This is a genomic window from Cupriavidus sp. H39 (genome assembly GCF_050271075.1).
GTDB classification, from domain to species: Bacteria; Pseudomonadota; Gammaproteobacteria; order Burkholderiales; family Burkholderiaceae; genus Cupriavidus; species Cupriavidus necator_B.
The window spans coordinates 3,227,557-3,251,587 of record NZ_CP189848.1; the positions used below are offsets into that span (position 1 = coordinate 3,227,557).

General features: G+C 66.1%; 25 protein-coding genes. 7 read left to right on the plus strand and 18 right to left on the minus strand.

Going from position 1 to position 24,031, the window contains the following annotated elements; translation table 11 throughout:
• Positions 1-160: 160 nt before the first annotated feature.
• The 4 genes from ACOCMH_RS30315 to purB all read right to left on the minus strand — a co-directional run bounded on the left by ACOCMH_RS30315 (position 161) and on the right by purB (position 3,688).
• The gene (locus tag ACOCMH_RS30315; RefSeq protein WP_427311227.1) at positions 161-751 is read right to left on the minus strand and encodes a YceI family protein; all 591 of its coding nucleotides are present in this window, start codon (positions 749-751) and stop codon (positions 161-163) included.
• Between the two features lie 74 nt (positions 752-825).
• Positions 826-1,407 (minus strand): YceI family protein, encoded by a 582-nt coding sequence (locus ACOCMH_RS30320; RefSeq protein WP_427311229.1) that lies wholly within the window; start codon positions 1,405-1,407, stop codon positions 826-828.
• 65 nt (positions 1,408-1,472) lie between these two features.
• Positions 1,473-2,027, minus strand: coding sequence for a cytochrome b (locus ACOCMH_RS30325; protein ID WP_427311231.1), 555 nt, complete (start codon positions 2,025-2,027; stop codon positions 1,473-1,475).
• A 284-nt stretch (positions 2,028-2,311) separates the two neighbouring features.
• A complete protein-coding gene (purB, locus tag ACOCMH_RS30330; protein ID WP_427311233.1) occupies positions 2,312-3,688 on the minus strand; it encodes an adenylosuccinate lyase in 1,377 nt (458 codons plus the stop codon).
• Here purB and ACOCMH_RS30335 point away from each other — a divergent pair.
• Entirely contained in the window at positions 3,687-3,974 is a 288-nt protein-coding gene (locus tag ACOCMH_RS30335) for a hypothetical protein (RefSeq protein ID WP_427311235.1), read from the plus strand. The genes purB and ACOCMH_RS30335 overlap by 2 nt on opposite strands.
• Before the next feature lie 95 nt (positions 3,975-4,069).
• On the plus strand, positions 4,070-4,684 hold the full coding sequence (locus ACOCMH_RS30340) for a glutathione S-transferase C-terminal domain-containing protein (RefSeq protein ID WP_171515885.1): 615 nt from the start codon (positions 4,070-4,072) through the stop codon (positions 4,682-4,684).
• Positions 4,685-4,746: 62 nt separating this feature from the next.
• On the opposite strand, the gene mnmA is transcribed toward ACOCMH_RS30340, so the two are convergent.
• A complete protein-coding gene (gene mnmA, locus ACOCMH_RS30345) occupies positions 4,747-5,832 on the minus strand; it encodes a tRNA 2-thiouridine(34) synthase MnmA (RefSeq protein ID WP_427311237.1) in 1,086 nt (361 codons plus the stop codon).
• A complete protein-coding gene (locus ACOCMH_RS30350) occupies positions 5,829-6,320 on the minus strand; it encodes an NUDIX hydrolase (protein ID WP_427311239.1) in 492 nt (163 codons plus the stop codon). Before ACOCMH_RS30350 ends, mnmA begins: the two co-directional genes overlap by 4 nt.
• A 245-nt stretch (positions 6,321-6,565) precedes the next feature.
• Here ACOCMH_RS30350 and ACOCMH_RS30355 point away from each other — a divergent pair, with 245 nt between their 5' ends.
• From ACOCMH_RS30355 to ACOCMH_RS30370, 4 genes are all read left to right on the plus strand, one after another.
• Positions 6,566-7,687, plus strand: a complete 1,122-nt coding sequence (locus tag ACOCMH_RS30355) for a Re/Si-specific NAD(P)(+) transhydrogenase subunit alpha (RefSeq protein WP_427311241.1) — start codon at positions 6,566-6,568, stop codon at positions 7,685-7,687.
• 203 nt (positions 7,688-7,890) lie between these two features.
• Positions 7,891-8,232: an NAD(P) transhydrogenase subunit alpha gene (locus ACOCMH_RS30360; RefSeq protein ID WP_035817213.1), complete on the plus strand. Its 342-nt coding sequence runs from the start codon at positions 7,891-7,893 to the stop codon at positions 8,230-8,232.
• On the plus strand, positions 8,232-9,704 hold the full coding sequence (locus ACOCMH_RS30365; protein WP_427311242.1) for an NAD(P)(+) transhydrogenase (Re/Si-specific) subunit beta: 1,473 nt from the start codon (positions 8,232-8,234) through the stop codon (positions 9,702-9,704). Before ACOCMH_RS30360 ends, ACOCMH_RS30365 begins: the two co-directional genes overlap by 1 nt.
• Positions 9,705-9,947: 243 nt before the next feature.
• Positions 9,948-10,994 (plus strand): response regulator, encoded by a 1,047-nt coding sequence (locus ACOCMH_RS30370; RefSeq protein WP_018006347.1) that lies wholly within the window; start codon positions 9,948-9,950, stop codon positions 10,992-10,994.
• A 27-nt stretch (positions 10,995-11,021) separates the two neighbouring features.
• Here the strand turns inward: ACOCMH_RS30370 and ACOCMH_RS30375 are convergent, their stop codons facing one another.
• From ACOCMH_RS30375 to ACOCMH_RS30415, 9 genes are all read right to left on the minus strand, one after another.
• Positions 11,022-12,275 (minus strand): THUMP domain-containing class I SAM-dependent RNA methyltransferase, encoded by a 1,254-nt coding sequence (locus tag ACOCMH_RS30375; RefSeq protein WP_427311245.1) that lies wholly within the window; start codon positions 12,273-12,275, stop codon positions 11,022-11,024.
• Positions 12,276-12,338: 63 nt separating this feature from the next.
• Positions 12,339-12,944: a 2-hydroxychromene-2-carboxylate isomerase gene (locus tag ACOCMH_RS30380; protein WP_427311246.1), complete on the minus strand. Its 606-nt coding sequence runs from the start codon at positions 12,942-12,944 to the stop codon at positions 12,339-12,341.
• Between the two features lie 46 nt (positions 12,945-12,990).
• Positions 12,991-13,413, minus strand: coding sequence for a CopD family protein (locus ACOCMH_RS30385; RefSeq protein WP_116337831.1), 423 nt, complete (start codon positions 13,411-13,413; stop codon positions 12,991-12,993).
• 48 nt (positions 13,414-13,461) lie between these two features.
• On the minus strand, positions 13,462-14,742 hold the full coding sequence (locus ACOCMH_RS30390) for a glutamate-5-semialdehyde dehydrogenase (protein WP_427311249.1): 1,281 nt from the start codon (positions 14,740-14,742) through the stop codon (positions 13,462-13,464).
• Positions 14,743-14,845: 103 nt separating this feature from the next.
• Positions 14,846-15,904 carry a DNA polymerase III subunit delta gene (gene holA, locus ACOCMH_RS30395; RefSeq protein WP_427311251.1) on the minus strand — a complete coding sequence of 353 codons (1,059 nt, stop codon included), beginning with the start codon at positions 15,902-15,904 and terminating at the stop codon, positions 14,846-14,848.
• 23 nt (positions 15,905-15,927) lie between these two features.
• Positions 15,928-16,443, minus strand: a complete 516-nt coding sequence (lptE, locus tag ACOCMH_RS30400) for an LPS assembly lipoprotein LptE (protein ID WP_171515895.1) — start codon at positions 16,441-16,443, stop codon at positions 15,928-15,930.
• 44 nt (positions 16,444-16,487) lie between these two features.
• A complete protein-coding gene (leuS, locus tag ACOCMH_RS30405; RefSeq protein ID WP_427313394.1) occupies positions 16,488-19,109 on the minus strand; it encodes a leucine--tRNA ligase in 2,622 nt (873 codons plus the stop codon).
• A 159-nt stretch (positions 19,110-19,268) separates the two neighbouring features.
• On the minus strand, positions 19,269-20,066 hold the full coding sequence (dapB, locus tag ACOCMH_RS30410; protein WP_427311253.1) for a 4-hydroxy-tetrahydrodipicolinate reductase: 798 nt from the start codon (positions 20,064-20,066) through the stop codon (positions 19,269-19,271).
• A 108-nt stretch (positions 20,067-20,174) separates the two neighbouring features.
• Positions 20,175-20,807, minus strand: a complete 633-nt coding sequence (locus ACOCMH_RS30415) for an outer membrane protein assembly factor BamE (RefSeq protein WP_171515897.1) — start codon at positions 20,805-20,807, stop codon at positions 20,175-20,177.
• A gap of 245 nt (positions 20,808-21,052) precedes the next feature.
• Between ACOCMH_RS30415 and fur the strand changes: the two genes are divergently transcribed.
• Positions 21,053-21,484, plus strand: coding sequence for a ferric iron uptake transcriptional regulator (gene fur, locus ACOCMH_RS30420; protein WP_171515898.1), 432 nt, complete (start codon positions 21,053-21,055; stop codon positions 21,482-21,484).
• Positions 21,485-21,576: 92 nt separating this feature from the next.
• Here the strand turns inward: fur and ACOCMH_RS30425 are convergent, their stop codons facing one another.
• From ACOCMH_RS30425 to gap, 3 genes are read right to left on the minus strand one after another with little or no spacing between them, the layout of a single operon-like run.
• On the minus strand, positions 21,577-22,572 hold the full coding sequence (locus ACOCMH_RS30425) for a LysR family transcriptional regulator (RefSeq protein ID WP_171515899.1): 996 nt from the start codon (positions 22,570-22,572) through the stop codon (positions 21,577-21,579).
• Between the two features lie 29 nt (positions 22,573-22,601).
• Positions 22,602-22,955 carry a hypothetical protein gene (locus ACOCMH_RS30430; protein ID WP_427311256.1) on the minus strand — a complete coding sequence of 118 codons (354 nt, stop codon included), beginning with the start codon at positions 22,953-22,955 and terminating at the stop codon, positions 22,602-22,604.
• An 18-nt stretch (positions 22,956-22,973) separates the two neighbouring features.
• Positions 22,974-23,972, minus strand: coding sequence for a type I glyceraldehyde-3-phosphate dehydrogenase (gene gap / locus ACOCMH_RS30435; RefSeq protein ID WP_062801710.1), 999 nt, complete (start codon positions 23,970-23,972; stop codon positions 22,974-22,976).
• Between the last annotated feature and the right edge of the window lie 59 nt (positions 23,973-24,031).

Here is a 24,031-nt window from a genome sequence, read left to right on the forward strand (position 1 = left end):
ACACCCGGATCATGGTGAATTGCCGCGGGTCATTGTACTGTGCCCGTCGCAACTCGCACAACAAAGTGCCGTGGCAGCCCCGCGCATGGTGCAATACAACAAAAAAGGCCGGCATGGGCCGGCCTTGACAGCAGTTTGCCCGTCGCAGGGGGCCGCGCGCTCAGTCGGCGCGCACGCCTTCCACCTGGATGGCCAGCTTGACCTCGGGCTTGAAGCCCATCTTGACGCCATAGTCGAGGCCGAAATCGGCCCGGTTGAACTGGCCCACGGCATCGGCGCCGCAGGCTTCGCGCTTGAGCATCGGGTGCTGGATGCATTTGAAGTCGCGGATTTCCAGCTTGACCGGCTTGGACACGCCGCGCAGGGTCAGCACGCCTTCGACCTCGGTCGGCACGTCGCCCTTGAACTTGGAGAACTTGCCCTTGTAAGTGGCCTCGGGGAAGGCTTCGACGTCGAACATGTCGGGGCCCTTGGCGTGCTGGTTCAGCTTGGCATTGCCGAAATCGATCGAAGCCGGATCGATCTTGACCTCGACCGAGCCCGCCTTGGCGGCGCGGTCCAGCGTCACCACGCCGCTGGACTTGTCGAACTTGCCGCGCCAGGTCGACAGCCCGCCCAGGTGGTCGGCCTCGAAGCTGGGGTAGGTATGGGTCGGATCAAGGTTGTACGTCACGGTGTTGGCCGAGGCCACGCCGAAGGCGGCGGTTGCGGAAACGGCCGCGACGGCGGCAACGAGGGAACGCAGTTTCATGGTGTCTCCCGACAAATCAGGGTTGAGATGGAGCGGTTGAGGTAAGTCCTGGGTACGTCAGCGGTATGCCGGCCTTACTTCCTGGCCAGCACGATACGGAATTTGATCTGGACGTCGTCGGCTACCACGGAGGTGTCTTTCCATTCGCCGTCGCCGATATTGAACGCGGTGCGCTTGATCGGCAGCGCACCCTCGAATACCTGCGCGCCGCCCTCCTGGCGGTAGCTCGCGGGCACCACCACGTCCACGGTCTTGCCCTTGATGGTCAGCTTGCCGGCCACGTCGTACTTGCCCGGCGTGCCGTTCTTGATGCTGGTCGACTGGAACACCGCCTTGGGGTATCTGGCAGCGTCGAACCAGTCCTTGCCCTTCACTTCCTTGGTGGTCTCGGCATCGCCGATCTCGAAGCTGGACACGTCGATCTCGATCTTGGCCGATGACGTCGCCAGCTTGGCGGGGTCGAAGCTGACGTTAGCGTCGAACTTCTTGAACTTGCCCTCCATCGGCACGCCGATCTGGCGCGCCACCGCGGTTACCGAGCTTTTGGCGGCGTCGACCTGGGCCCAGGCCAGGTTGGCGGCGATGCCGGTGGCGGCCACGAGGGCGGCCAGGGTGGCGCGGAGAGTGGCCGAGCCGCGGCGGGAATTGCGTTTCATCACAGAAAACTCCTGTCAGGGACGGCGCCAGGGCGCCGCGGTACGAAAAAGTTGGCGCGCCAGGCTCAGCGCAGGAACGGCAGCATCCGGCCCAGCGTGCCGTCGCGGTCGACAAACTGGTGTTTCACCGCCGCCGCCGCATGGACCACGACCACCGCCGCCATCAGGTAGTTCAGCCAGATGTGGGTGAACTTCAGCACTTCCTTCAGGGCATCGCTTTTCTCGATCAGTGCCGGCATCTTCCACAGGCCCAGGTAGACCACCGGCACGCCCGCGGCCGAGCTGTACAGGTAGCCGCTGATGGGGACGATCACGATCAGCAGGTACAGAAGGTGATGCGCCCCGGCCGCCGCCCTGGCCTGCCAGGCCGGCGTGCCGGGCGCGACCGGCGGCGCGGCGTGGGTGGCGCGCCACAGCACGCGCAGCACGGCGACGGCGAAGATCGTCACGCCCAGCCACTTGTGCCAGGAGTACAGCTTGAGCTTGGTCGGCGTCAGCCCTGGAATGCCGGTCATATACAGGCCCAGCCCGAACGCGGCGAATATCGCCAGCGCAACCAGCCAATGCAGGGCAATCGCGGTGGCGCCGTAGCCGGCGGGGGCGGTGGCGGTAGAACGCATCGGATTCCTCTTGCCCGCGGCACGGGCGTTTCACAATTTTGGGGAAGGCAAGGGCGGGATCGAGCCGCCATTGCGCTTAGGATTCTCGCATTATTGCGGCGGGATGTGCGCCGATGCAGGACAGTCCTTCATTAAGTTATTCAAATGCTTTGAAGCGACATTCCGGCGCAGCCGTCACAAAGGCTCGGAAACAGCCCGGCAAGCTGGCCACAAAACAAAAAAAGCCATCCGGAGGATGGCTTTCCTTTCACTGCTGCCCGCCCTTGGGCGCGCGCCATGTGGCGTCAGATGCGCTCGGCGAGCACCACTGCCTTGCCGATATAGCTGGCGGGTGTCATCTCGAGCAGCAACTGCTTGGCGTCCTCGGGGATCGCCAGGCCGGTGATGAAGGTTTGCAGCGCCTCGCGCGAGATGCCCTTGCCGCGGGTCAGTTCCTTGAGCTGCTCATACGGGTTGGCGATGCCGAAGCGGCGCATCACGGTCTGCACCGGCTCGGCCAGCACTTCCCAGCAGTTGTCCAGGTCTTCGTCCAGGCGCTCCGGATTGGTTTCCAGCTTGCCCAGGCCGCGCAGGCAGGCCTCGTAGGCCAGCAGGCTGTAGCCGAAGGCCACGCCGATATTGCGCAGCACGGTAGAGTCGGTCAGGTCGCGCTGCCAGCGCGACACCGGCAGCTTCTCGGACAGGTGGCGCAGCACCGCGTTGGCCAGGCCCAGGTTGCCTTCCGAATTCTCGAAATCGATCGGGTTGACCTTGTGCGGCATGGTCGACGAGCCGATTTCGCCGGCCTTGGTCTTCTGCTTGAAGTAGCCCAGCGAGATATAGCCCCAGACGTCGCGGTTCAGGTCGAGCAGGATGGTGTTGGCGCGCGCGACCGCATCGAACAGCTCGGCCATGTAGTCGTGCGGCTCGATCTGGATGGTGTACGGGTTGAAGGTCAGGCCCAGGCGGGTCTCGATGACCTGCTTCGAGAACGCTTCCCAGTCGAAGCTGGGGTAGGCCGACAGGTGGGCGTTGTAGTTGCCCACGGCGCCGTTCATCTTGCCCAGCAGTTCCACCTGCTCGATGCGGTGGATCGCGCGCGCCAGGCGCGCGGCCACGTTGGCCATTTCCTTGCCCAGCGTGGTCGGGCTGGCCGGCTGGCCATGTGTGCGCGACAGCATCGGCTGGGCCGCATTGAGCCTGGCCAGCTCGACCAGGCGGGCGTGCACGCGCTTGAGCGTCGGCACCACCACCCCCTCGCGCGCGCCCTTGAGCATCATGCCGTGCGAGGTGTTGTTGATGTCTTCCGAGGTGCAGGCGAAGTGGATGAACTCGCTGGCGGCTTCCAGTTCGGCGTTGCCCTTGACCTGCTCCTTGAGCCAGTACTCGACCGCCTTCACGTCATGGTTGGTGACCGCTTCGATTTCCTTGATGCGGGCCGCGTCCGCCTCGCTGAACTTGTCCACCAGCGCCAGCAGCGCGGCCTCGGATGCGGCCGAGAACTTGGGCATGTCGGGCAGGCCGGCCTGCGACAGCGCGATCAGCCAGTGCACCTCGACCTTGACGCGGTTGCGCATGAAGGCCGCCTCGGACAGCCATTCGCGCAGCGCATCGGCCTTGGCGGCGTAACGGCCATCGATCGGGGACAGGGCGGTGAGCGGCGAAAGCGAGGAGGAGGTCATGCTGGAAACCGGGAAGGAAATGGAAGAAGAAGGCGACAAACAAGAGGCGCCGCGGGGGCTGGCGCTGTCAGTGCTGGCGGACGCGAACGGTAGCTGGATGCGCTCGTCACGTCGCATCGGCGGGGCCGCCCGCGCACGCGGCGCCGGCGGCCGGCGCTGCGCAACGCGCGATTTTACCACCCCTGCCCCGGCTCCGGGCAGCGGTAAAGCGCGGCCGTGGGGCATCGGTGCGCGAGCCCGCATTCGCCATGCGCCGCGGGTATACTCGCGCACGCCGTTCCAGTAGCCTGTTATGAAGTGCATCGGGCAAGCCATCGCCGCCTCCCCGCAGCCGCTGCCACCGAGCGACGATGCACTTCATAACAAGCTCAAGGGGAGAACATGAAGCTGTATGCATCCCGGACCAGTCCCTACGCGCGCAAGGTGCGCGTGGTAATGGCGGAGAAGAAGATCGAATGCCAGCTGATCGAAGAGGACGTCTGGTCGCCTGAAACCCGGATCGGCCAGTACAACCCGCTGGGCAAGGTGCCGTGCCTGGTGATGGAAGACGGCGCCGCGATCTTCGACTCGCGCGTGATCGTCGAATATGTCGACACGCTGACGCCGGTCAGCCGCCTGATCCCGCAAGGCGGGCGCGAGCGCCTGGAAGTGCGCTGCTGGGAGGCGCTCGCCGATGGCCTGCTCGACGCCGCGCTGCTGGTGCGCCTGGAGGCAACCCAGCGCGAGCCGCACGAGCGCAGCGAGCGCTGGGTGCAGCGCCAGCGCGGCAAGATCGACGCCGCACTGGTGGCCATGGCCCACGGCCTGGCGGACCGCCCGTTCTGTACCGGCACGCACTATTCGCTGGCCGACGTCGCGGTGGGCTGCGCGCTGTCCTACCTGGACTTCCGCTTCCCGGACATTGCCTGGCGCGAACGCCATCCGAACCTGGCGGCGCTGGAGGAAAAGCTGGCCAAGCGCCAGTCGTTCATCGATACGGAACCGCCGCGCGGCTGATCCCTCGTCGCCGACAGAAAAACACCCGCTCGCGCGGGTGTTTTTTCATGCTGCGGCGGTGCTTACTGAATGATCCCGCCACCCAGACAGACATCCCCGTCATACAGCACCGCCGACTGCCCGGGCGTGACCGCCCATTGCGGCTCGGCAAACCCCAGCGTCAGCGCGCCGGCGTCGACGGCTTGCACCGTGCAGGCGGCATCGCTCTGGCGATAGCGGGTCTTGCCCGCCATCGCCGCGCCCGCGGCCGGCGGCTCGCCGGCCACCCAGGACAGGTCCGACGCGGTCAGCACCGGCGTCAGCAGCCATGGATGGTCGTGGCCCTGCACCACGTAAAGCGTATTGCTCGCCATGTCCTTGCGCGCGACATACCAGGCGTCGCCATTGCCGTCGCGGCTGCCGCCCAGGCCGATGCCCTTGCGCTGGCCCAGCGTGTAGAAGGCCAGGCCGATATGCTCGCCGACCACCTTGCCCTCTGGCGTCTTCATCGGACCCGGTTTGGTCGGCAGGTAGCGGTTCAGGAAGTCGCGGAACGGGCGCTCGCCGATAAAGCAGATGCCGGTCGAATCCTTTTTCTTGGCGTTGGGCAGGCCGATCTCGGCCGCGATCTCGCGCACGCGGGTCTTGGGGATCTCGCCCAGCGGGAACAGCGTGCGCGACAGCTGCGCCTGGTTCAGCCGGTGCAGGAAGTAGCTCTGGTCCTTGGTATGGTCCAGCGCCTTGAGCAGTTCGAAGCGGCCGGCTGGGTTCTGGCGCACGCGCGCATAGTGGCCGGTGGCGATGGTTTCGGCGCCCAGCGACATGGCGTGGTCCAGGAACGCCTTGAACTTGATCTCGGCATTGCACAGCACATCCGGATTGGGCGTGCGGCCGGCCGAGTATTCGCGCAGGAAATCGGCAAAGACGCGGTCCTTGTATTCGGCGGCGAAGTTGACCGCCTCCACGTCGACGCCGATCAGGTCGGCCACCGAGACCACGTCGAGCCAGTCCTGGCGCGTGGAGCAGTATTCGCTGTCGTCATCGTCTTCCCAGTTCTTCATGAACAGGCCGATGACCTCGTAGCCCTGCTGCTTGAGCAGCCACGCGGTGACCGACGAATCGACCCCGCCCGACATGCCCACCACGACACGCTTGGCGGCACCGCTCACGACTGCGCCCCCGCTTGCAGCACCGACGGGTGCGTGTACAGCGCGTCGAGCGCGAAGCGCTTGCCGGCCAGGTAGTCTTCCACGCACGCCATCACCAGCGGCGAACGATGCCGTTCCGGGCACGCGCGCAGTTCGTCGGCACCCATCCAGACAGTGCGCACGATGCCGGTGTCGAGCTGGCGGCCGGCATCGAGCGAGCCGAGGTCGCCGGTAAAGGCAAAGCGCACATAGGTGACGTCGGTACCGGTGCGCGACGACATCGAACGCCCCATGTAGCAACCCAGCAGCGCGCGCGGCTCGAAGGTGTGGGCGGTCTCTTCCAGGGTTTCGCGGATGACGGCGCGGATCAGGCTTTCGCCCGGATCCAGGTGCCCCGCGGGCTGGTTCAGGCGCAGCCCGTCGGCGGTTTCCTCTTCCACCAGCAGGAAGCGGCCGCCGCGCTCGATCACGGCGGCAACGGTCACGCTGGCATTCCAATCACTTGACATGATGCTCAATTTTTAGGCAATCCCGCATTCTACCGGTTGCCGGCCCATCGTGCAGCGTGGCGGCGGGCGCCAGCGCCTCGCTCCAGGCCCGGCAAAAGCCGACCGGCCGGTCACCATTGCATGTCAGATTCCTGTAAGCTGCGGAAAAATTGTGCGCTGCGGCTTAACCTAGGTCCGGCAGCGCGCACGGGCCAGACGTCGGTCCGCCCAACCAGACAAGACGCCAGCTAAAGGAGAAATTGACGATGTACATCGGCATCCCGCAGGAGACGCGGGCCGGCGAGACTCGCGTCGCCGCCACCCCGGAGACCGTCAAGAAATACGTCGCCCAGGGCCACAAGGTAGTGGTGCAGTCCGGCGCCGGCCTCAGCGCCAGCCAGCCCGACAGCGCGTATGAGGCGGTCGGCGCCACCATCGGCAGCGCCGCCGACGCGCTTGGCGCGCAACTGGTGCTGAAGGTGCGCGCGCCCGATGCCGCCGAACTGGCGCAGATGAAGCCAGGCGCGGTGCTGGTCGGCATGCTCAATCCTTTCGATGCCGAGAACAACGCGCGCATGTCCGCGGCGAACATCACCGCCTTCGCGCTCGAAGCCGCGCCGCGCACCACGCGCGCGCAAAGCATGGACGTGCTGTCGTCGCAGGCCAACATCGCCGGCTACAAGGCCGTGCTGGTGGCCGCGCACCACTACCAGCGCTTCATGCCGATGCTGATGACCGCCGCCGGCACCGTCAAGGCGGCGCGCGTGCTGATCCTGGGCGCCGGCGTGGCGGGCCTGCAGGCCATTGCCACGGCCAAGCGGCTGGGCGCGGTGATCGAGGCCTCCGACGTGCGCCCCGCGGTCAAGGAGCAGATCGAATCGCTCGGCGCCAAGTTCCTCGACGTGCCGTTCCTGACCGACGAAGAGCGCGAGATCGCGCAGGGCGTGGGCGGCTACGCGCGCCCGATGCCGCCCGACTGGATGAAGCGCCAGGCCGAGCTGGTGCACCAGCGCGCGCTCCAGGCCGACATCGTCATCACCACCGCGCTGATTCCCGGTCGCAAGGCACCGGTGCTGCTGCAGGAAAGCACCGTGGCGCAGATGAAGCCCGGCTCGGTAGTGGTCGACCTGGCCGCGGCGCAAGGCGGCAACTGCCCGCTGACGGTGGCCGACGAAGTGGTGAACCACAACGGCGTGATCCTGATCGGCCATACCAACCTGGCCAGCATGGTCGCGGCCGACGCCTCGGCGCTGTATGCCCGCAACGTGCTGGACTTCCTCAAGCTGGTGGTCGACAAGGACGGACAGTTCACGCTCAACCTCGAAGACGACATCGTCGCCGCCTGCCTGATGTGCAGGGACGGCCAGGTCGTGCGCGAGGCGGCGTAGTTCCAACGGGCGCAGCGCATCCGGGCCAGCCCCGACCATACCGACTGCCTGTGCCCCAGCCCTCTCCCGCACGCGGGAGAGGGCGCACGCCAACGGTTAATCAAGAGCCACTGACCGATGGCGTGCGCCGACCGTAGTACTGCAAAGAACAACATAGCGACAACACGCTGCATCCCGGTTTCAAAGCAACGGAGGAGAAGTCGATGGAGATGGTGAACCACACGGTGATCAACCTGATCATCTTCGTGCTGGCGATCTACGTGGGCTACCACGTGGTCTGGACGGTCACGCCGGCCCTGCATACGCCCCTGATGGCGGTAACCAACGCGATTTCGGCCATCATCATCGTCGGCGCCATGCTCGCCGCGGGCCTGACCGAGGGCGGCGTCGGGCGCGTGATGGGCACGCTGGCGGTGGCGCTGGCCGCGGTCAACGTATTTGGCGGGTTCCTGGTCACCCAGCGCATGCTGGAGATGTTCAAGAAGAAGGAGCCGAAGGCCAAAGCGCCTGAAGCCAAGCCGGCACTGGCCAAGGAGGGCGCGTGATGACCGGCCTTGTCAGCATGAACCTCGTCACCCTGCTCTACCTGGTGGCATCGGTCTGCTTTATCCAGGCGCTCAAGGGGCTGTCGCACCCGGCCTCGGCGCGCAAGGGCAATGCCTTCGGCATGATCGGCATGGCCATTGCCGTGGTCACCACACTGGTGCTGATCGTCAAGTTGAAGAATGAATTCCTGGCGGCGGGCACGGCCCAGTCGTCGGTGGCCACCGGCATCGCGCTGATCTTCGCCGCGCTGGTGGTGGGCGGCGGCATCGGCGCCTACGTGGCAAAGAAGGTGCAGATGACCAAGATGCCGGAACTGGTCGCGGCGATGCACTCGCTGATCGGCCTGGCGGCGGTGTTCATCGCGGTGGCGGCGGTGGCCGAGCCGGCCGCGTTCGGCATCAGCCCGGCCGGCTCGCACCTGATCCCGCTGGGCAACCGCATCGAGCTCTTTATCGGCTGCTTCGTCGGCGCGATCACGTTCTCGGGCTCGGTGATCGCCTTCGGCAAGCTCGCCGGCCGCTACAAGTTCCGCCTGTTCCAGGGCGCGCCGGTGGTGTTTTCCGGCCAGCACATGCTGAACCTGGCGCTGGCCGTTGCCATGTTCGGCTTCGGCATCGCGTTCTTCATGACGCAGGAGTGGCTGCCGTTCCTGGTGATGCTGACGATCGCCTTCGTGCTGGGCGTGCTGATCATCATCCCGATCGGCGGCGCCGACATGCCGGTGGTGGTGTCGATGCTGAACTCGTACTCGGGCTGGGCCGCGGCGGGCATCGGCTTCTCGCTGAACAACCCGATGCTGATCATCGCGGGCTCGCTGGTGGGTTCGTCCGGTGCCATCCTCTCGTACATCATGTGCAAGGCGATGAATCGTTCGTTCTTCAACGTGCTGCTGGGCGGCTTCGGCGGCGCGACGGCGGCGGCGGCAACGGGCGACCAGCAGCAACGTCCGGTCAAGTCGGGTTCCGCCGACGATGCCGCGTTCCTGATGGGCAATGCCGAGACCGTGATCATCGTGCCGGGCTACGGCCTGGCCGTTGCACGCGCCCAACACGCGCTCAAGGAACTGACCGAGAAGCTGGCCGAAAAGGGCGTGACCGTGAAGTACGCGATTCACCCGGTGGCGGGCCGCATGCCTGGCCACATGAACGTGCTGCTGGCCGAGGCCGAGGTGCCGTACGACCAGGTCTTCGAGATGGAAGACATCAACAGCGAGTTCGGCCAGGCTGACGTGGTGCTGGTGCTGGGCGCCAACGACGTGGTCAACCCGGCGGCCAAGAACGACCCCCAGTCGCCGATCGCCGGCATGCCGATCCTGGAGGCGTACAAGGCCAAGACCATCATCGTCAACAAACGCTCGATGGCCGCCGGCTACGCCGGGCTGGACAACGAGCTGTTCTACATGGACAAGACCATGATGGTTTTCGGCGACGCCAAGAAGGTGGTCGAGGACATGTTCAAGGCGGTCGACTAAGGCCGTCCAGGCCCGCCCCGGCCCGCGCCCGGGCCGGGGCTGTGCCGCCCCTGGCGCGGGCCATGATCCGCGCCCGCCGGCCCTGCAGCAACAAAGGCCGGCCTCCCCTGCTGCCCCGCCGCACGCCGCCCTGGGCGCAAGGCGTGCCTTGCAAGGCAGCCATGGCGCGCTATACTGGCCTGCGAATACGCACGCTGGCTTGCCACTTGCGCCACGCCTGTGCCAACCCCTGCCCGCCGCTCCATGACCTTCAATCCGCACGACAGGAATCTGTCGGTCTTCCATCACCCAGTCCTGACTGTCCTTGTGGATGACAGCAAGTCCTTCATCGACAGCCTGGCGTTCCAGATGGATGCCGCGCGCGGGGTGATCACCTTCACCGACCCGCGCGAGGCGCTGCAGTGGATCCGCGAAGCCTACGCCACCCGCTTCCCGGGTTTCCTGCCGGTGCGCGTCACGCACGACGACCTGACCTTCCTGACCGAGCGCCGCACGGTCCAGCTGGACATCGACCGCATCTACCGCCAGATCCACGACGTCAACCGCTTCCTGCAGCCCGGCGTGGTCGTGGTCGACTATTCGATGCCACAGATGGACGGCCTGGAATTCTGCCAGGCGCTGCAGGACCTGCCGTGCAAGACCATCCTGCTGACCGGCACCGCCGACGAAAGCATCGCCGTGCAGGGCTTCAACCACGGGCTGATCGACCGCTACGTGAAGAAGCACGACAGCAATATGGTGGAGCGGCTGGACCAGGAAATCGAAGCCATGCAGCAGGCGTATTTCGCCACGCTGTCGCGCACGCTGCGCGAGCTGCTGACGCGACATTCGTTCTCGTTCCTGTCCGATCCGGCCATGACCGAGCGCGTGCGCCAGCTGACCGCGCGCTACGGCTTTGTCGAGTACTACCTGTACCCCAATCCCGCTGGCATCCTGCTGCTGACCGCGCAGGGCCACGCCACGCTGATGGTGATCGAGACCCGCGCCGGGCTAATGACGCAGGTGGAATCGGCCGAAGCCTACGATGCCCCCGCCGCGCTGATCGAAGGCCTGCGCGAAGGCCGGCTGGTGCCGTTCTTCTGGCCCGGCAACGGCATGTACACGCCGGCCTGCGTCGACTGGGAACAATATTGCCTGCCGGCCGAGCGCTGCGAAGGCAGGGAAGAGTTCTTCTATGCGCTGTTCGACCTGCCGCGCCACCTGCTGCAGGAACCGGTGGTCAGCCTGCAGAGCTTCCTGGCGGACTTCAGCCGCAACCCGGACGCGCTGACGGGGCGCAAGCGCCCCTGACGCCACAGGACCGGCGGCCGGCCGCGTTCAGTCTGCCTGTAGCGCCCGGTTGGCGCCGCGCACCATGTCGAAACGGAACAGCCGGCACTCGATATTGCCGTTGTAGAGCGGCGTGCGGCGCGATTCCTTCAGCCGCAGCCGGCGCGGGAAACCCAGGTCGCCTGTAAACACCCACGCCTGCCAGCCCGCGAAATGCTGCTTCAACGTGGTGGCGAAGGCGCTGGCGAACTGGTTGGCGGCCGCTTCTTCCACCTCGTCGCGCGGCAGTTCGTCTTCCGGCGCGCGGCGCTGGCCGCGCACCGCGATCCGCTCGCCGTACGGGGGATTCATCAGCAGCAGGCCCGGTTCGTCATAGGGCGGCTGCACGAAGCGCGCGTCCACCTGCTTGGTGCGCGCCTCGCCCGGCAGGCCGGCGCGTTCCCAGTTGGCGCGCGTGATCGCCAGCATGTCGGTGGAGATGTCCGAACCCACCACCTGCAGTTCATCGGCAGAGGCCAGCATGCGGGCGCGCTGCGCGTCCGACTTCAGCTTTTGCCAGGCTTTGGTATCCATGCCCTTGAGCCACTCGAAGGCAAAGCTGCGGCTGCCACCCGGGGCGATGCCCAGGGCCACCTGCGCGGCTTCGACCAGGAAGGTGCCGCTGCCGCACATCGGGTCGTAGAACGGCCGGGAAGTCTGGCCCGGCACCCAACCCGCCAGCCGCAGGATGCCGGCCGCCAGGTTTTCCTTCAACGGCGCCTCGCCCTTCTCGGTGCGCCAGCCGCGCTTGAACAGCGGCTCACCCGTGGTGTCGAGGTAGAGCGTGCAGTCGCGCTCGGTCAGGTGGGCATAGATGCGCACATCCGGGCTGACGGTATCGACGCTGGGCCTGGCTCCCAACCGCTCGCGCATGGCGTCGCAGACACCGTCCTTGACCCGCAGCGCGGTGAAATTGAGGCTGCGCAGCGGCGACTTGTGCGAGGTCAGGTCCACGCGCAGCGACTCGTCCGGCGAGAACCACTGCTCCCAGCGCACGCCGCGCGCCAGCGTGTAGATGTCGTCCTCGTGCCGGTAGCCGCGCGCGGCCACGCGCATCAGCACCCGGCTGGCAATGCGCGAATGCAGGTTGACCGCATAGGCGGCGGCCATCTCGCCCGAGAAATTGACGCCGCCCGGCACTTCCTGGTGGACCGTGAATGGCGCCAGCGCGGCCATGCCCGGCATCGCGGCGATCTCGCGCAGCTCTTCGGCGAGCGCGCTCTCCAGGCCGCGCGGGCAAGGGGCAAAGAAGGCTTGGGTCATAAGAGGGATTCCTGCAAACAAAAACGTCCGCCGTGGCGGACGGGGAAGTATCGGTAGCTTAGGTCAAGCCGCGGCCAGCGCGCGGTCGAGAAAATCGAGGCGGTCCTGGCCCCAGAATGGCTCGCCTTCATACACGTACCACGGCGCGCCGAATACGCCGGCCGAGATCGCATCCTGCGTGTTCTGCGCGTAGGCAGCCTGCACCGACTGCGCCTCGCTGGCCTTGAGCAGGCCGGCGCCATCCAGGCCGGCCTCGTCGGCGATCTGCGCCAGCGTGGCGGCGTCGGCGATATTGCGCTGCTGCGCCCACACCGCCGCGCCGATCGCGCCGGTCAGCGCCATCGCGCGCGCGGTGCCGTGCGCCAGTTGCGCGGCAATGATCAGCTTGCTGGCGGCGTCGCCCGACACCGGGAAGAACGTCGGCGCAAGGTTCAGCGGAATGTTCAGGAACTCGCTCCAGCGCCTGAGCTCCACCAGCCGGTACGCCTGCCGCTGCGGCGGACGCTGCGCCAACGGCAGCCCGCCCGAGACCGAGAACACCTTGCCCAGGTCGCACGGCTTCAGGTTCACCTGCGCGCCATGGCGCGCGGCGATGGCGCTGAATCGGGCATGGCCCATGTAGACATAGGGCGATTGCGGCGTCAGGTAGTAATCAACCAGTTTGCTCATCTCGGTTTCCGCGACGGAATAGGCAGCAATGTAAAGGCGGCCAGCCTCAGAACGGCTTGACCACGACCAGGATCACCACCGCCAGCAGCACCAGCACCGGCAGCTCGTTGAACCAGCGGTAGAACTTGTGCGAGCGCGCGTTGCGCCCCGCCTCGAACTTGCGCAGCAGCACGCCACAGCCGTGGTGGTAGCCGATCAGCACCAGCACCAGCGCCAGCTTGGCATGCATCCAGCCCTGCCCCGCGCCACGGCCGATGCCGTAGCCCAGGTACAACCACAACCCGAACACCACCGCGGGCACCGCCAGCATGGTCATGAAGCGGAACAGCTTGCGCGCCATCAGCAACAGGCGCTGCGTACTGGCCGCATCGTTTTCCATCGCCAGGTTGACGAAGATGCGCGGCAGGTAAAACAGGCCGGCGAACCACGAGACCACGAAGACGATATGCAGCGCTTTGACCCAGAGCATCGGCAGGCAGACGTTGGCGTAAGGTTGTTCTTGTTATCGGCGCTTGCGTCAGGTGCGGATCTCGCCGTGCCCGAAAACCACGTACTTGAGCGAGGTCAGCCCTTCCAGCCCGACCGGGCCGCGCGCATGCAGCTTGTCGTTGGAGATGCCGATCTCCGCGCCCAGGCCGTACTCGAAGCCATCGGCGAAGCGGGTCGAGGCGTTGATCATCACGCTGGCCGAATCGACCTCGCGGATAAAGCGCATGCCCGCCGAGTAGTTCTCGGTGATGATCGAATCGGTATGGTGCGAGCCGTATTCGTTGATATGCGCGATCGCTTCGTCCAGGCCGGCAACGGTCTTGATGGCGAGGATCGGCGCCAGGTACTCCAGGCGCCAGTCTTCCTCGCTGGCATCGACCAGGCCGCTGAAACCCGCCGCCTCCAGCGTGGCGCGGGTGGCCGGGCACACGCGCAGCTCGACGCCCTTCTCCTGATAGATGCGGCACAGCGGCGACAGCGCGGCGGCGGCGATGTCCTGCGATACCAGCAGCGTCTCCATGGTGTTGCAGGGCGCGTAGCGCTGGGTCTTGGCGTTGTCGCAGACGCGCACGGCGCGGTCCAGGTCGGCCTCGGCGTCGATATAGACGTGGCAGATGCCGTCCAGGTGCTTGATCATCGGCACGCGCGCTTCTTCCATCAGCCGCGCGATCAGGCTCTTGCCGCCGCGCGGCACGATCACGTCGACGTATTCGGTCATGGTGATCAGCCGGCCGACCGCGGCGCGGTCGGTGGTCTCGATCACCTGCACGGCCTCGGGCGGCAGGCCGGCCGCGGACAAGCCCTCGGCCACCAGCGCGGCCAGCGCGGTGTTGGATTCAATCGCCTCGGACCCGCCGCGCAGGATGGTGGCGTTGCCCGACTTCAGGCACAGTGCGGCGGCGTCGATGGTCACGTTGGGGCGCGACTCGTAGATGATGCCGATCACGCCCAGCGGCACGCGCATCTGGCCCACCTGGATGCCGGTCGGACGGAACTTCATGTTCGAGATCTCGCCGATCGGGTCGGCCAGCGCGGCAATCTGCTCAAGGCCCGCGGCCATGGTGGCGATGGCCTTGTCCGACAGCGTCAGGCGGTCGATGAAGGCGGCGTCCTGGCCGTTGGCGCGGGCGCGCTCGACATCGCGCGCGTTGACGGCCTTGAGCTGCTCGGCATCGCGGCGGATGGCGGCGGCGATGGTCAGCAGCGCACGGTTCTTGTCGGCGGTCGAGGCACGCGCCATCGCGCGCGACGCCGCGCGGGCCTGGCGGCCGACGCGGTCCATATATTGGTTGAGGTCGAGCTCGGTCATGTCAGTGGCCCTGGAGTGGTGGCCGTCAGTGTGTGTTTCTCCCTCTCCCGCAAGCGGGAGAGGGGAGCAAACCATCAGGGAAGCAACCTTCCGGGAGCAACCCTCAGCGCGCGATCATCAGCGCCAGTTGCTGCAGGCCGTCCCATGGTTCCGCCGGCAGCGGGCTGCCGCCCGGTGGCGGCATGTCCTGCAGGCCCTTGACCTGGCGGTCCAGCCGCGCGGCCAGCGCCAGCGCCGCTTCCAGCCGCGGCTGCGCCAGGCGCTGCGCGGCCTGCGGCACCAGCCGCTCGCGCGGGCCCCAGACGCGCAGTTCGCGCATCAGCACGCCCGCCGGCTTGCCGGCCGCCAGCCCTTGCCGGACCTTGGATAATACGCGAATTTCCTCGGTCAGCGCCCACAGCACCAGCACCGTGGCCTCGCCCTCGCCGCGCAGCCCTTCGAGCATGCGCACCAGCCGCGGCACGTCGCCCGAGAGCATCGATTCCGACAACTTGAACACGTCGTAGCGGGCCACGTTCAGCACCGCGTCGTGGACCTGATCGAAGCTCAGTTCGCCGGGCGGATAAAGCAGCCCCAGCTTCTGGATTTCCTGGTGCGCCGCCAGCAGGTTGCCCTCGACCTTGTCGGCGATGAACTGCAGCGCGCGCCGGCCCGGCTCGCCGCCCTGCACGCGCTGCTGTTGCAGCGCCAGCCGTTCGCCGACCCAGGCCGGCAGCCGGGTGCGGTCCACCGAGTCGACCTTGAGCGACACGCCGGCGCCTTCCAGCGCCTGGAACCAGGCTGACTTGGACGCCGCAAAATCCAGCCGCGGCAGCGTCACCAGCATCACCACGTCAGGCGACGGCTGCGCGGCCACCGCACGCAGCGCCTCGCCGCCATCCTTGCCAGGCTTGCCCGAGGGGATGCGCAGTTCAACGATCTTGCGGTCGCCGAACAGCGACATCGACTGCTGCGCCTCGACCAGCCGGCCCCAGTGGAAGCCGCGCTCGGCCACCAGCACCTCGCGTTCGGAGAAGCCGGCTTCCCGCGCCGTCGCGCGCAGCCGGTCGACCGCCTCCAGCACCAGCAAGTGCTCGTCGCCGTGCACCACGTACAGCGGCGCCAGCCCCTTGGCCTTGGCCTGGCGCAGGTGGGCGTCGAGCCCGTCGAGCTTGAGCTGCATGCCGTAAGCCTGCCCGCGCCCGCTCAGATCGCCTTGACGGCGGCCAGCCGGCGCATCAGCTGCTGCACGATATCGCGCTGCATGTCGCGGTACAGCTGCTGCTCTTCGTAGTCCTTGGCCAGCGTATTGGCTTCGTTGTAGGTCAGGTCGCGCGTCAGCACCAGCTGCGACGGCGCGATCAGTTCCTTGCCGGCGGGGTCGCGCAGGCGGAAGGTGAAGCGCTGGGTCAGGCGGTATTCACGCACCACGCCCTCGGTCGTGATCGACAGGATGGTCTTGGTGCGGGTGTCCTGCAGCACGTCCAGCAGCGCGTCGGCCTCTTTCTGGTCGGCCACCACCTGGGTGTCCGAGCCGCCGCGGATGGCGCGGCGCAGGTCCGCCCCCATCAGCGAATTGGGCGGGATGCCGATATAAAGCCGCTTGAAGGCGAAGTCCGAGTTGCCGCGCATGTGGAAGCCGCAGCCGGCCAGCAGACCCATGGCCGGGACTGCCAGCATTGCCGCGAGCACCTTGCGGCGTCCCAGGTTCAGTCGCTTCATTCTTGGCGATTCCTTTGTCAGGTTCGTGGGGGCAGGCGGCGCCGTCAAAGCACCACGTTGACCAGGCGGCCAGGCACCACCACGATCTTCTTCGGCGCCTTGCCTTCGGCAAACTTGGCCACGGTGTCGCTGGCGGCTGCCGTCGCCTCGATGGCGGCGCGGTCGGCGTCGGCGGGCACGGTGATGCTGCCGCGCACCTTGCCGTTGATCTGGAGCACCAGTTCGATCTCGCTGCGCACCAGCGCGGCTTCATCGACCTGCGGCCACGGCGCGTCGAGCAGGTCGCCGGCCTCGGCGGCGTAGCCCAGCTGTTCCCACAGGCCGTGCGTGATGTGCGGCACCACCGGGTACAGCACCCGCAGCAGGATGCCGAAGCCCTCGCGGCGCGCGGCCGGCGAGGCGGTCTTGGCATCGTCCAGCGCGTTCAGCATCTTCATGGTGGCGGACACCACGGTGTTGTACTGGATGCGCTGGTAGTCGTAGTTGGCCTGCTTGAGCACACCGTGGATCTCGCGGCGCAGCTCGGCATCGTCCGCGCCCGGCGCGCCGGCGGCACCGTCACGAATGGCGGCGGCGTTGGCATAGCCGTAGTTCCACACACGGCGCAGGAAGCGCGACGCGCCCTCCACGCCCGAACCGCTCCACTCCAGCTGCTGCTCCGGCGGCGCGGCGAACATCACGAACAAGCGCGCGGTGTCGGCGCCGTACTGGTCGATCAGCGCCTGCGGGTCGATGCCGTTGTTCTTGGACTTCGACATCTTCTCGACGCCGCCGATCACCACCGGCTGGCCGTCGGCGATCAGCGTGGCGCCCACCGGGCGGCCGCGCTCGTCGGTGCGCAGGTCGACCTCGGCCGGGTTGTACCAGTGCTTCTTGCCCGAGGCGTCTTCACGGTAGTAGGTCTCGTTGAGCACCATGCCCTGGGTCAGCAGGTTGGTGAAGGGCTCGTCGAACTTGACCAGGCCCAGGTCGCGCATGACCTTGGTCCAGAAACGCGCGTACAGCAGGTGCAGGATCGCGTGCTCGATGCCGCCGATGTACTGGTCCATCGGCATCCAGTAGTCGTTGCGCGCATCGACCATGGTGGCCGCATCCGGGCACGTATAGCGCATGTAGTACCAGCACGAATCGATGAAGGTATCCATCGTGTCGGTCTCGCGGCGCGCGGGCTTGCCGCACGACGGGCAGGTGCACTGCAGGAAGCGCGGGTCCTTGGCCAGCGGGTTGCCGGTGCCGTCCGGCACCAGGTCTTCCGGCAGCACCACCGGCAGGTCCTGCTCGGGCACCGGCACCACGCCGCAGCTGTCGCAGTGGATCAGCGGGATCGGCGTGCCCCAGTAGCGCTGGCGCGAGATACCCCAGTCGCGCAGGCGCCAGGTGGTTTTTTTCTCGCCCAGGCCCATCGCGCCCAGGTCGGCCGCGATCGCTTCCACCGCGGCCTGGTAGTCCAGGCCATCGTATTTGCCGCTGTGGATGCAGGTGCCGTGTTCCTTGTCGCCGTACCATTCCTGCCAGGCGTCGGTCGAATACGGCTGGCCCTTGACGTCGATCACCTGCTTGATCGGCAGCTGGTACTTGTTGGCGAAGGCGAAGTCGCGCTCGTCGTGCGCCGGCACGCCCATCACCGCGCCGTCGCCGTAGCTCATCAGCACGTAGTTGCCGACCCACACGTCGACCTTCTCGCCGGTCAGCGGATGCACCACCTGCAGCCCGGTCGGCATGCCCTTCTTCTCCATGGTCGCCATGTCGGCTTCCATCACCGAGCCGTGCTTGCATTCGTCGATGAAGGCAGCCAGTTCGGGGTTGTTCAGCGCGGCGTGCGTGGCCAGCGGGTGCTCGGCGGCAACCGCGCAGAAGGTCACGCCCATGATGGTGTCGGCGCGCGTGGTGAAGACGTAGAGCTTGCCGTCATTGATCGGCTTGCCGTCCTCGCCCGGGATGTCATGGGTGAAGGCAAAGCGCACGCCCACGCTCTTGCCGATCCAGTTCTGCTGCATCACCTTGACGCGCTCGGGCCAGCCCAGCTGGTCCAGGTCGCCAAGCAGCTCCTGCGCATAGTCGGTGATGCGCAGGTAGTACATCGGGATCTCGCGCTTTTCCACCACCGCGCCCGAGCGCCAGCCGCGGCCGTCGATGACCTGCTCATTGGCCAGCACGGTCTGGTCCACGGGATCCCAGTTAACGGTGCCGGTCTTGCGGTAGGCAATGCCCTTTTCCAGCATCTTCAGGAACAGCCACTGGTTCCAGCGGTAGTAGTCGGGGCTGCAGGTGGCGACTTCGCGCGACCAGTCGATCGCCAGGCCCATCGACTGCATCTGCTTCTTCATGTAAGCGATGTTGTCGTAGGTCCAGGCGGCGGGCGCCACGCCGTTGTTCAGCGCCGCGTTCTCGGCCGGCATGCCGAAGGCGTCCCAGCCCATCGGCATCAGCACGTTGTTGCCGTTCATGCGCAGGTAGCGCGCCATCACATCGTTGATGGTGTAGTTGCGCACGTGGCCCATGTGCAGCTTGCCCGACGGGTACGGCAGCATCGAGCAGGCGTAGAACTTGGGCTTTTCCTTGCCGTCGGGCCCGGCTGCATGCTCCGACACGCGATAGGCGTCGATGGCTTGCCAGTGCTGCTGGGCGGCTTGTTCAACGGCGGAAGGAAGGTATTTGTCTTGCATGGTCAAGGCAGCGTCTGCGCGGCAACTGGCCTGCCGGCATCCGGGGAGAATCGTTGGAAGGTAAGCGGCGGGCGCTGTCTGGGCGCCCGCCCGGCGTGCAATGCTAAAGCAATCGATTATAACCGTGGCAGCAGCGCTGGCCGCCCCCCGGGCGCGCCCTTACTTCAGGCCCAGCACGTCCTGCATGTCGAACAGCCCGCTGGGCTTGTCGGCCAGGAATCGGGCCGAACGCACCGCGCCGTCGGCATACGACTGGCGGCTGGACGACTTGTGGCTGATTTCGATGCGCTCGCCGATGCCGGCGAACATCACGGTGTGGTCGCCGACGATGTCGCCGCCGCGGATGGTGGCAAAGCCGATCGAACCGGGATCGCGCTCGCCGGTATGGCCTTCGCGGGCATAGACGGCGCAGGTCTTCAGGTCGCGGCCCAGCGCATCGGCGATCACTTCGCCCATCTTCAGCGCCGTGCCCGACGGGGCGTCGACCTTGAAGCGGTGGTGGGCCTCGATCACCTCGATGTCATAGCCGGTCGACAGCAGCTTGGCCGCCACTTCCAGCAGCTTGAAGGTGGCATTGACGCCGACGCTGAAGTTGGCGGCGAAGACAATGCCGATCGACCTGGCGGCGTCGGCCAGTGCTGCCTTGCCGGCCTCGTCGAAGCCGGTAGTGCCGACCACCATCTTGACCCCCAGCCGCTTCGCCGCGGCCAGGTGCGCCAGCGTGCCTTCGGGACGGGTGAAGTCGATCAGGCAGTCCGCGCCGGCCAGCCCGGCTTCCATGTCCGCCGTAATCGCCACGTCGGTGTTGCGGCCCAGGAACAGGCCCGCATCCTGGCCCAGCGCCGGCGAGCCCGGCACGTCGAGCGCGCCCGACAGCTTCACGCCCTCGGTGTTCAGCACTTGTTCGATCAGCATGCGGCCCATGCGGCCCGATGCGCCTGCGATGGCGATGTTCATGGTGTCTGGCTCAGCGGAATATGCGCGATGCGCGAAAGAGGAACGAGCCGGCCATGAATGGCCGGCCCGGAAAACCGGCGGCGCGCCGCAGCCGGCGCGCATGGTCGATCAGTTGGCGGCTGGCTTGGGCGCGTCGGCCGGCGCGGTGGCTGGTGCCGGGGCCGCCGCTTCGGCTGCGGGCTGGGCCGCTTGCGCCGGCTGCGCGGCGGCTTCCGGCTGCTGCGCCTGCCGCGGTACAAAATTCTCGACCGTGGTCTGCGGCTCGGCCGGGGCCGCGGCGGCGCTGGTGGAGATCTTGCCCGGCGTCTGCTCCTTGAGCGCCTTCTTCATGCCGTCGATTTCGGCAATCAGCTCATACTCGGACGGCAGTTCGTCGCCACCAAACTTGACCAGCCTGTCGCCGTCGAAGAACACCGTGTAGCGGCGCTGCTGCACCACGGGAGTATTGCCGCGGCGGAACGAGAACACATAATCCCAGCGGTTGGCATGGAACACGTCGGTCAGCAGCGGCGTGCCGAGCAGGAACTTGACCTGGTCGCGGGTCATGCCTTCGCGCAGTTGCGAGGCGGCTTCGCGCGAGACGAAGTTGCCCTGCACGATGTTGATCCGGTACGGCGTGATGGCGTTGGCTACCTTGCGCGAGGTGGAATCGTAGGCCGAGCAGGCGCCGGCCAGCAGGGCCGCGGCCAGCAGGGAGACAACCAGCGTCGGACGCATGGCGGACGAACGGATAGAACGCATGGATCTCGCTTCCGGGAGGGAAAGAAAAGTAACGCGGCAAAGGTCGGCTGCGCAGGCATGAAAACGGCGCTCAATGCGCCGATTGCACCACACGAACAGATTGCATCTGCCGCCGCAACCACATGGGACGGCAACCTCGCCGGGCGCGCGATGCCGACCTGGGACATCGTCGGCGCGAGCGACTTTTGCTGCCAAAACCCTTATGATTCAACTATCCAGACATTGTACTCTAGGGAGTCACCCACATGCCGAGTCCGGCGGACCTCAAGAATATCGGCCTGAAGGCGACCGTGCCCAGGCTGAAGATTCTTGAAATTTTTCAAACCAGCGAGCAGCGGCACCTGAGCGCGGAAGACGTCTACCGTATCCTGCTGAACGAGCATATGGATATCGGCCTGGCCACCGTTTACCGCGTGCTGACCCAGTTCGAGCAGGCTGGCCTGCTGTCGCGCAACAACTTCGAGTCCGGCAAGGCGATCTTCGAACTCAACGAAGGCAAGCATCACGATCACCTGGTGTGCCTGGACTGCGGCAGGGTCGAGGAATTCTTCGATTCGGAGATCGAGCAGCGCCAGCAAAGCATTGCGCGCGAGCGCGGCTTCACCCTGCAGGAACATGCGTTGTCGCTGTACGGCAACTGCACCAAAACCAACTGTCCCCACAGACTCAAACGATAAGCCGCTCGCTCCCTTGCCGGAGCGCAGACGTGCAACAAAAAACCGGCGCCTGGCGCCGGTTTTTTTTGTTGGAGGCTTGCCACCGCCGCGGGTCAGCGTGCCTGCAGATCCTGCAGGTCCTGCTCGGTCACCGCCCGGGCCGGGCGTGCCGGCGGCAGGCCGACGAACTCACCCACCACCTGGCGGAACAGGCCGCGCGCCCACACCAGCATCGGGTGGGTGTTGCGGCTGCGGTGCCAGAACATGTTCAGGCCAAGCGTGGTGTTCAACTCCGCCGGCAGCGGGAAAGCCTTCAGGCCATAGGTTTCGCAAGCCATGTCCTTGGTCAGCGCATTGACGGTGAAGATCATGTCCGTCTGCGAGGCCAGCTCGGCCTGGGCCCGCCATGAATGTACCGTCAGCGATGCATTGCGCTTCAGGCCGCGCTGCTGCAGCGCGTAGTCGAGCGGGATCAGCGAAGGCGCCGGGCGGCCCGCACTGCCGGAATGCGCCATGAAGATATGGCCGCAGTCCAGGTATTGCTCGAGCGTGCAATGGCCCTTCAGCACCGGATGGTCCTTGCGCGCGCACACCCACAGGTTGAGCGAGGTGACCATTTCCTCGACGATTTCCGGATGACGGGTCGGGAACGGCGAGAATGCCAGGTCGAGTTCGTTGGCGCGCATCGACGCGACATCGGTTTCCCACGAATGGGACTCGACCAGCTTGATATGCAGGTCAGGCGCCAGCGCCTTGATGCGCAGCACGAAACGGTTGAACACCGTATCGCCCAGTTCCGCGGCAAAGCCGATACTCAGCGTGCCAGTGGCAGTAGCCGGATCGAAGTTGTCCGCATCGCCCTCGTTGATGGACGACCACAGATCCAGCATGTCGCGAATCTTCGGCCCCAGCTCGAGCGCGCGCGGCGTCGGCGTCAGCCCGTGCGGGACGCGGATAAAAAGTGGATCGTCAAAGATTTCGCGCAGCCTGCCAAGCGAATGTGAGACCGCCGGCGCGGTCATGTGCATCTTCTCAGCCACGTAAGTGGCATTGCGCTTGCTCAGCAGCTCGGTGAAGATCACTAACAGCTTTGTGTCTACGTTCACCATGATCAGGCCCCCGGTCAGATTTTTCACAGCTAAGATGGCCCCACCACTTGCACTGGCTGCACATCAGATTTCAACAGCGTCTTAATAGTGTAAGAGGAAAAATCAAGCTCGGAAAGCAAATTCGGCATTTCTGAAAGCGCTACGGATGGCATAACTGCCAAAAATTGCGCGCTTTTGCTGCTATTGATTGCAAATGCGTACATTGCCGGCGGCGCAGCGAGCACTTCCACCGCCGGGTACACCAGCATCCCGGCTTCCATTTTTATCATTCTTTTCTGACGCAGGTATTTCAACGCCCCGGCCAAAGGAACGCCGCCGGCCGCGCAACTCGCCCGAGTCCCTGCCCAATAAACAAAAAACGCGCCCGCAGGCGCGTTTTCCACGGCGGCGGAAGCCGCCGATTACTTGGCCACCACGCGGGCCATTTCCAGCACCTTGTTCGAGTAGCCCCACTCGTTGTCGTACCAGCTCACGACCTTGATGAAGGTGCCGTCCAGCGCGATGCCGGCTTCGGCGTCGAAGATCGAGGTGCGTGCATCGCCGCGGAAGTCCGTGGCGACAACTTTGTCTTCGGTGTAGCCCAGCACGCCCTTCAGCGCGCCCTGGCTCTGGGCCTTCATCTCGGCGCAGATTTCCTCGTACGAGGCCGACTTTTCCAGCTCGACGGTCAGGTCGACCACGGACACGTCCGAGGTCGGCACGCGGAACGACATGCCGGTCAGCTTCTTGTTCAGCTGCGGGATCACCACGCCCACGGCCTTGGCGGCGCCGGTCGACGACGGGATGATGTTTTCCAGGATGCCGCGGCCGCCGCGCCAGTCCTTGTTGGACGGGCCGTCGACGGTCTTCTGCGTGGCGGTGGCGGCGTGCACGGTGGTCATCAGGCCGCGCTTGATGCCCCACTTGTCGTTCAGCACCTTGGCCACCGGGGCCAGGCAGTTGGTGGTGCAGCTGGCGTTGGAGATGATCGCCTCGCCCTTGTAGGTGTCGTGGTTCACGCCATACACGAACATCGGGGTGTCGTCCTTGGACGGGGCCGACATGATCACCTTCTTGGCGCCCGCGTCGATATGCTTCTGCGCGCCTTCCTTGGTCAGGAAGATGCCGGTCGACTCGACCACCACGTCGGCGCCGATCTCGCCCCATTTCAGCTCGGCCGGATCCTTGACCGCGGTCAGGCGGATCTTCTTGCCGTTGACGACCAGCGTGTTGCCGTCGACCGACACTTCGCCGTCAAAGCGGCCATGCACCGAGTCGTACTTCAGCATGTACGCCAGGTAGTCAGGCTCGAGCAGGTCGTTGATGCCAACGACTTCGATGTCCTTGAAGTTGGCGACGGCGGCGCGGAACACCATGCGTCCGATGCGGCCGAAGCCGTTGATGCCGATCTTGATGGTCATGACTGTCTCTCCTGAGGATCGATTGAAACCGGTGGGCGCCGCGTCTGCCGCGCGGCGCA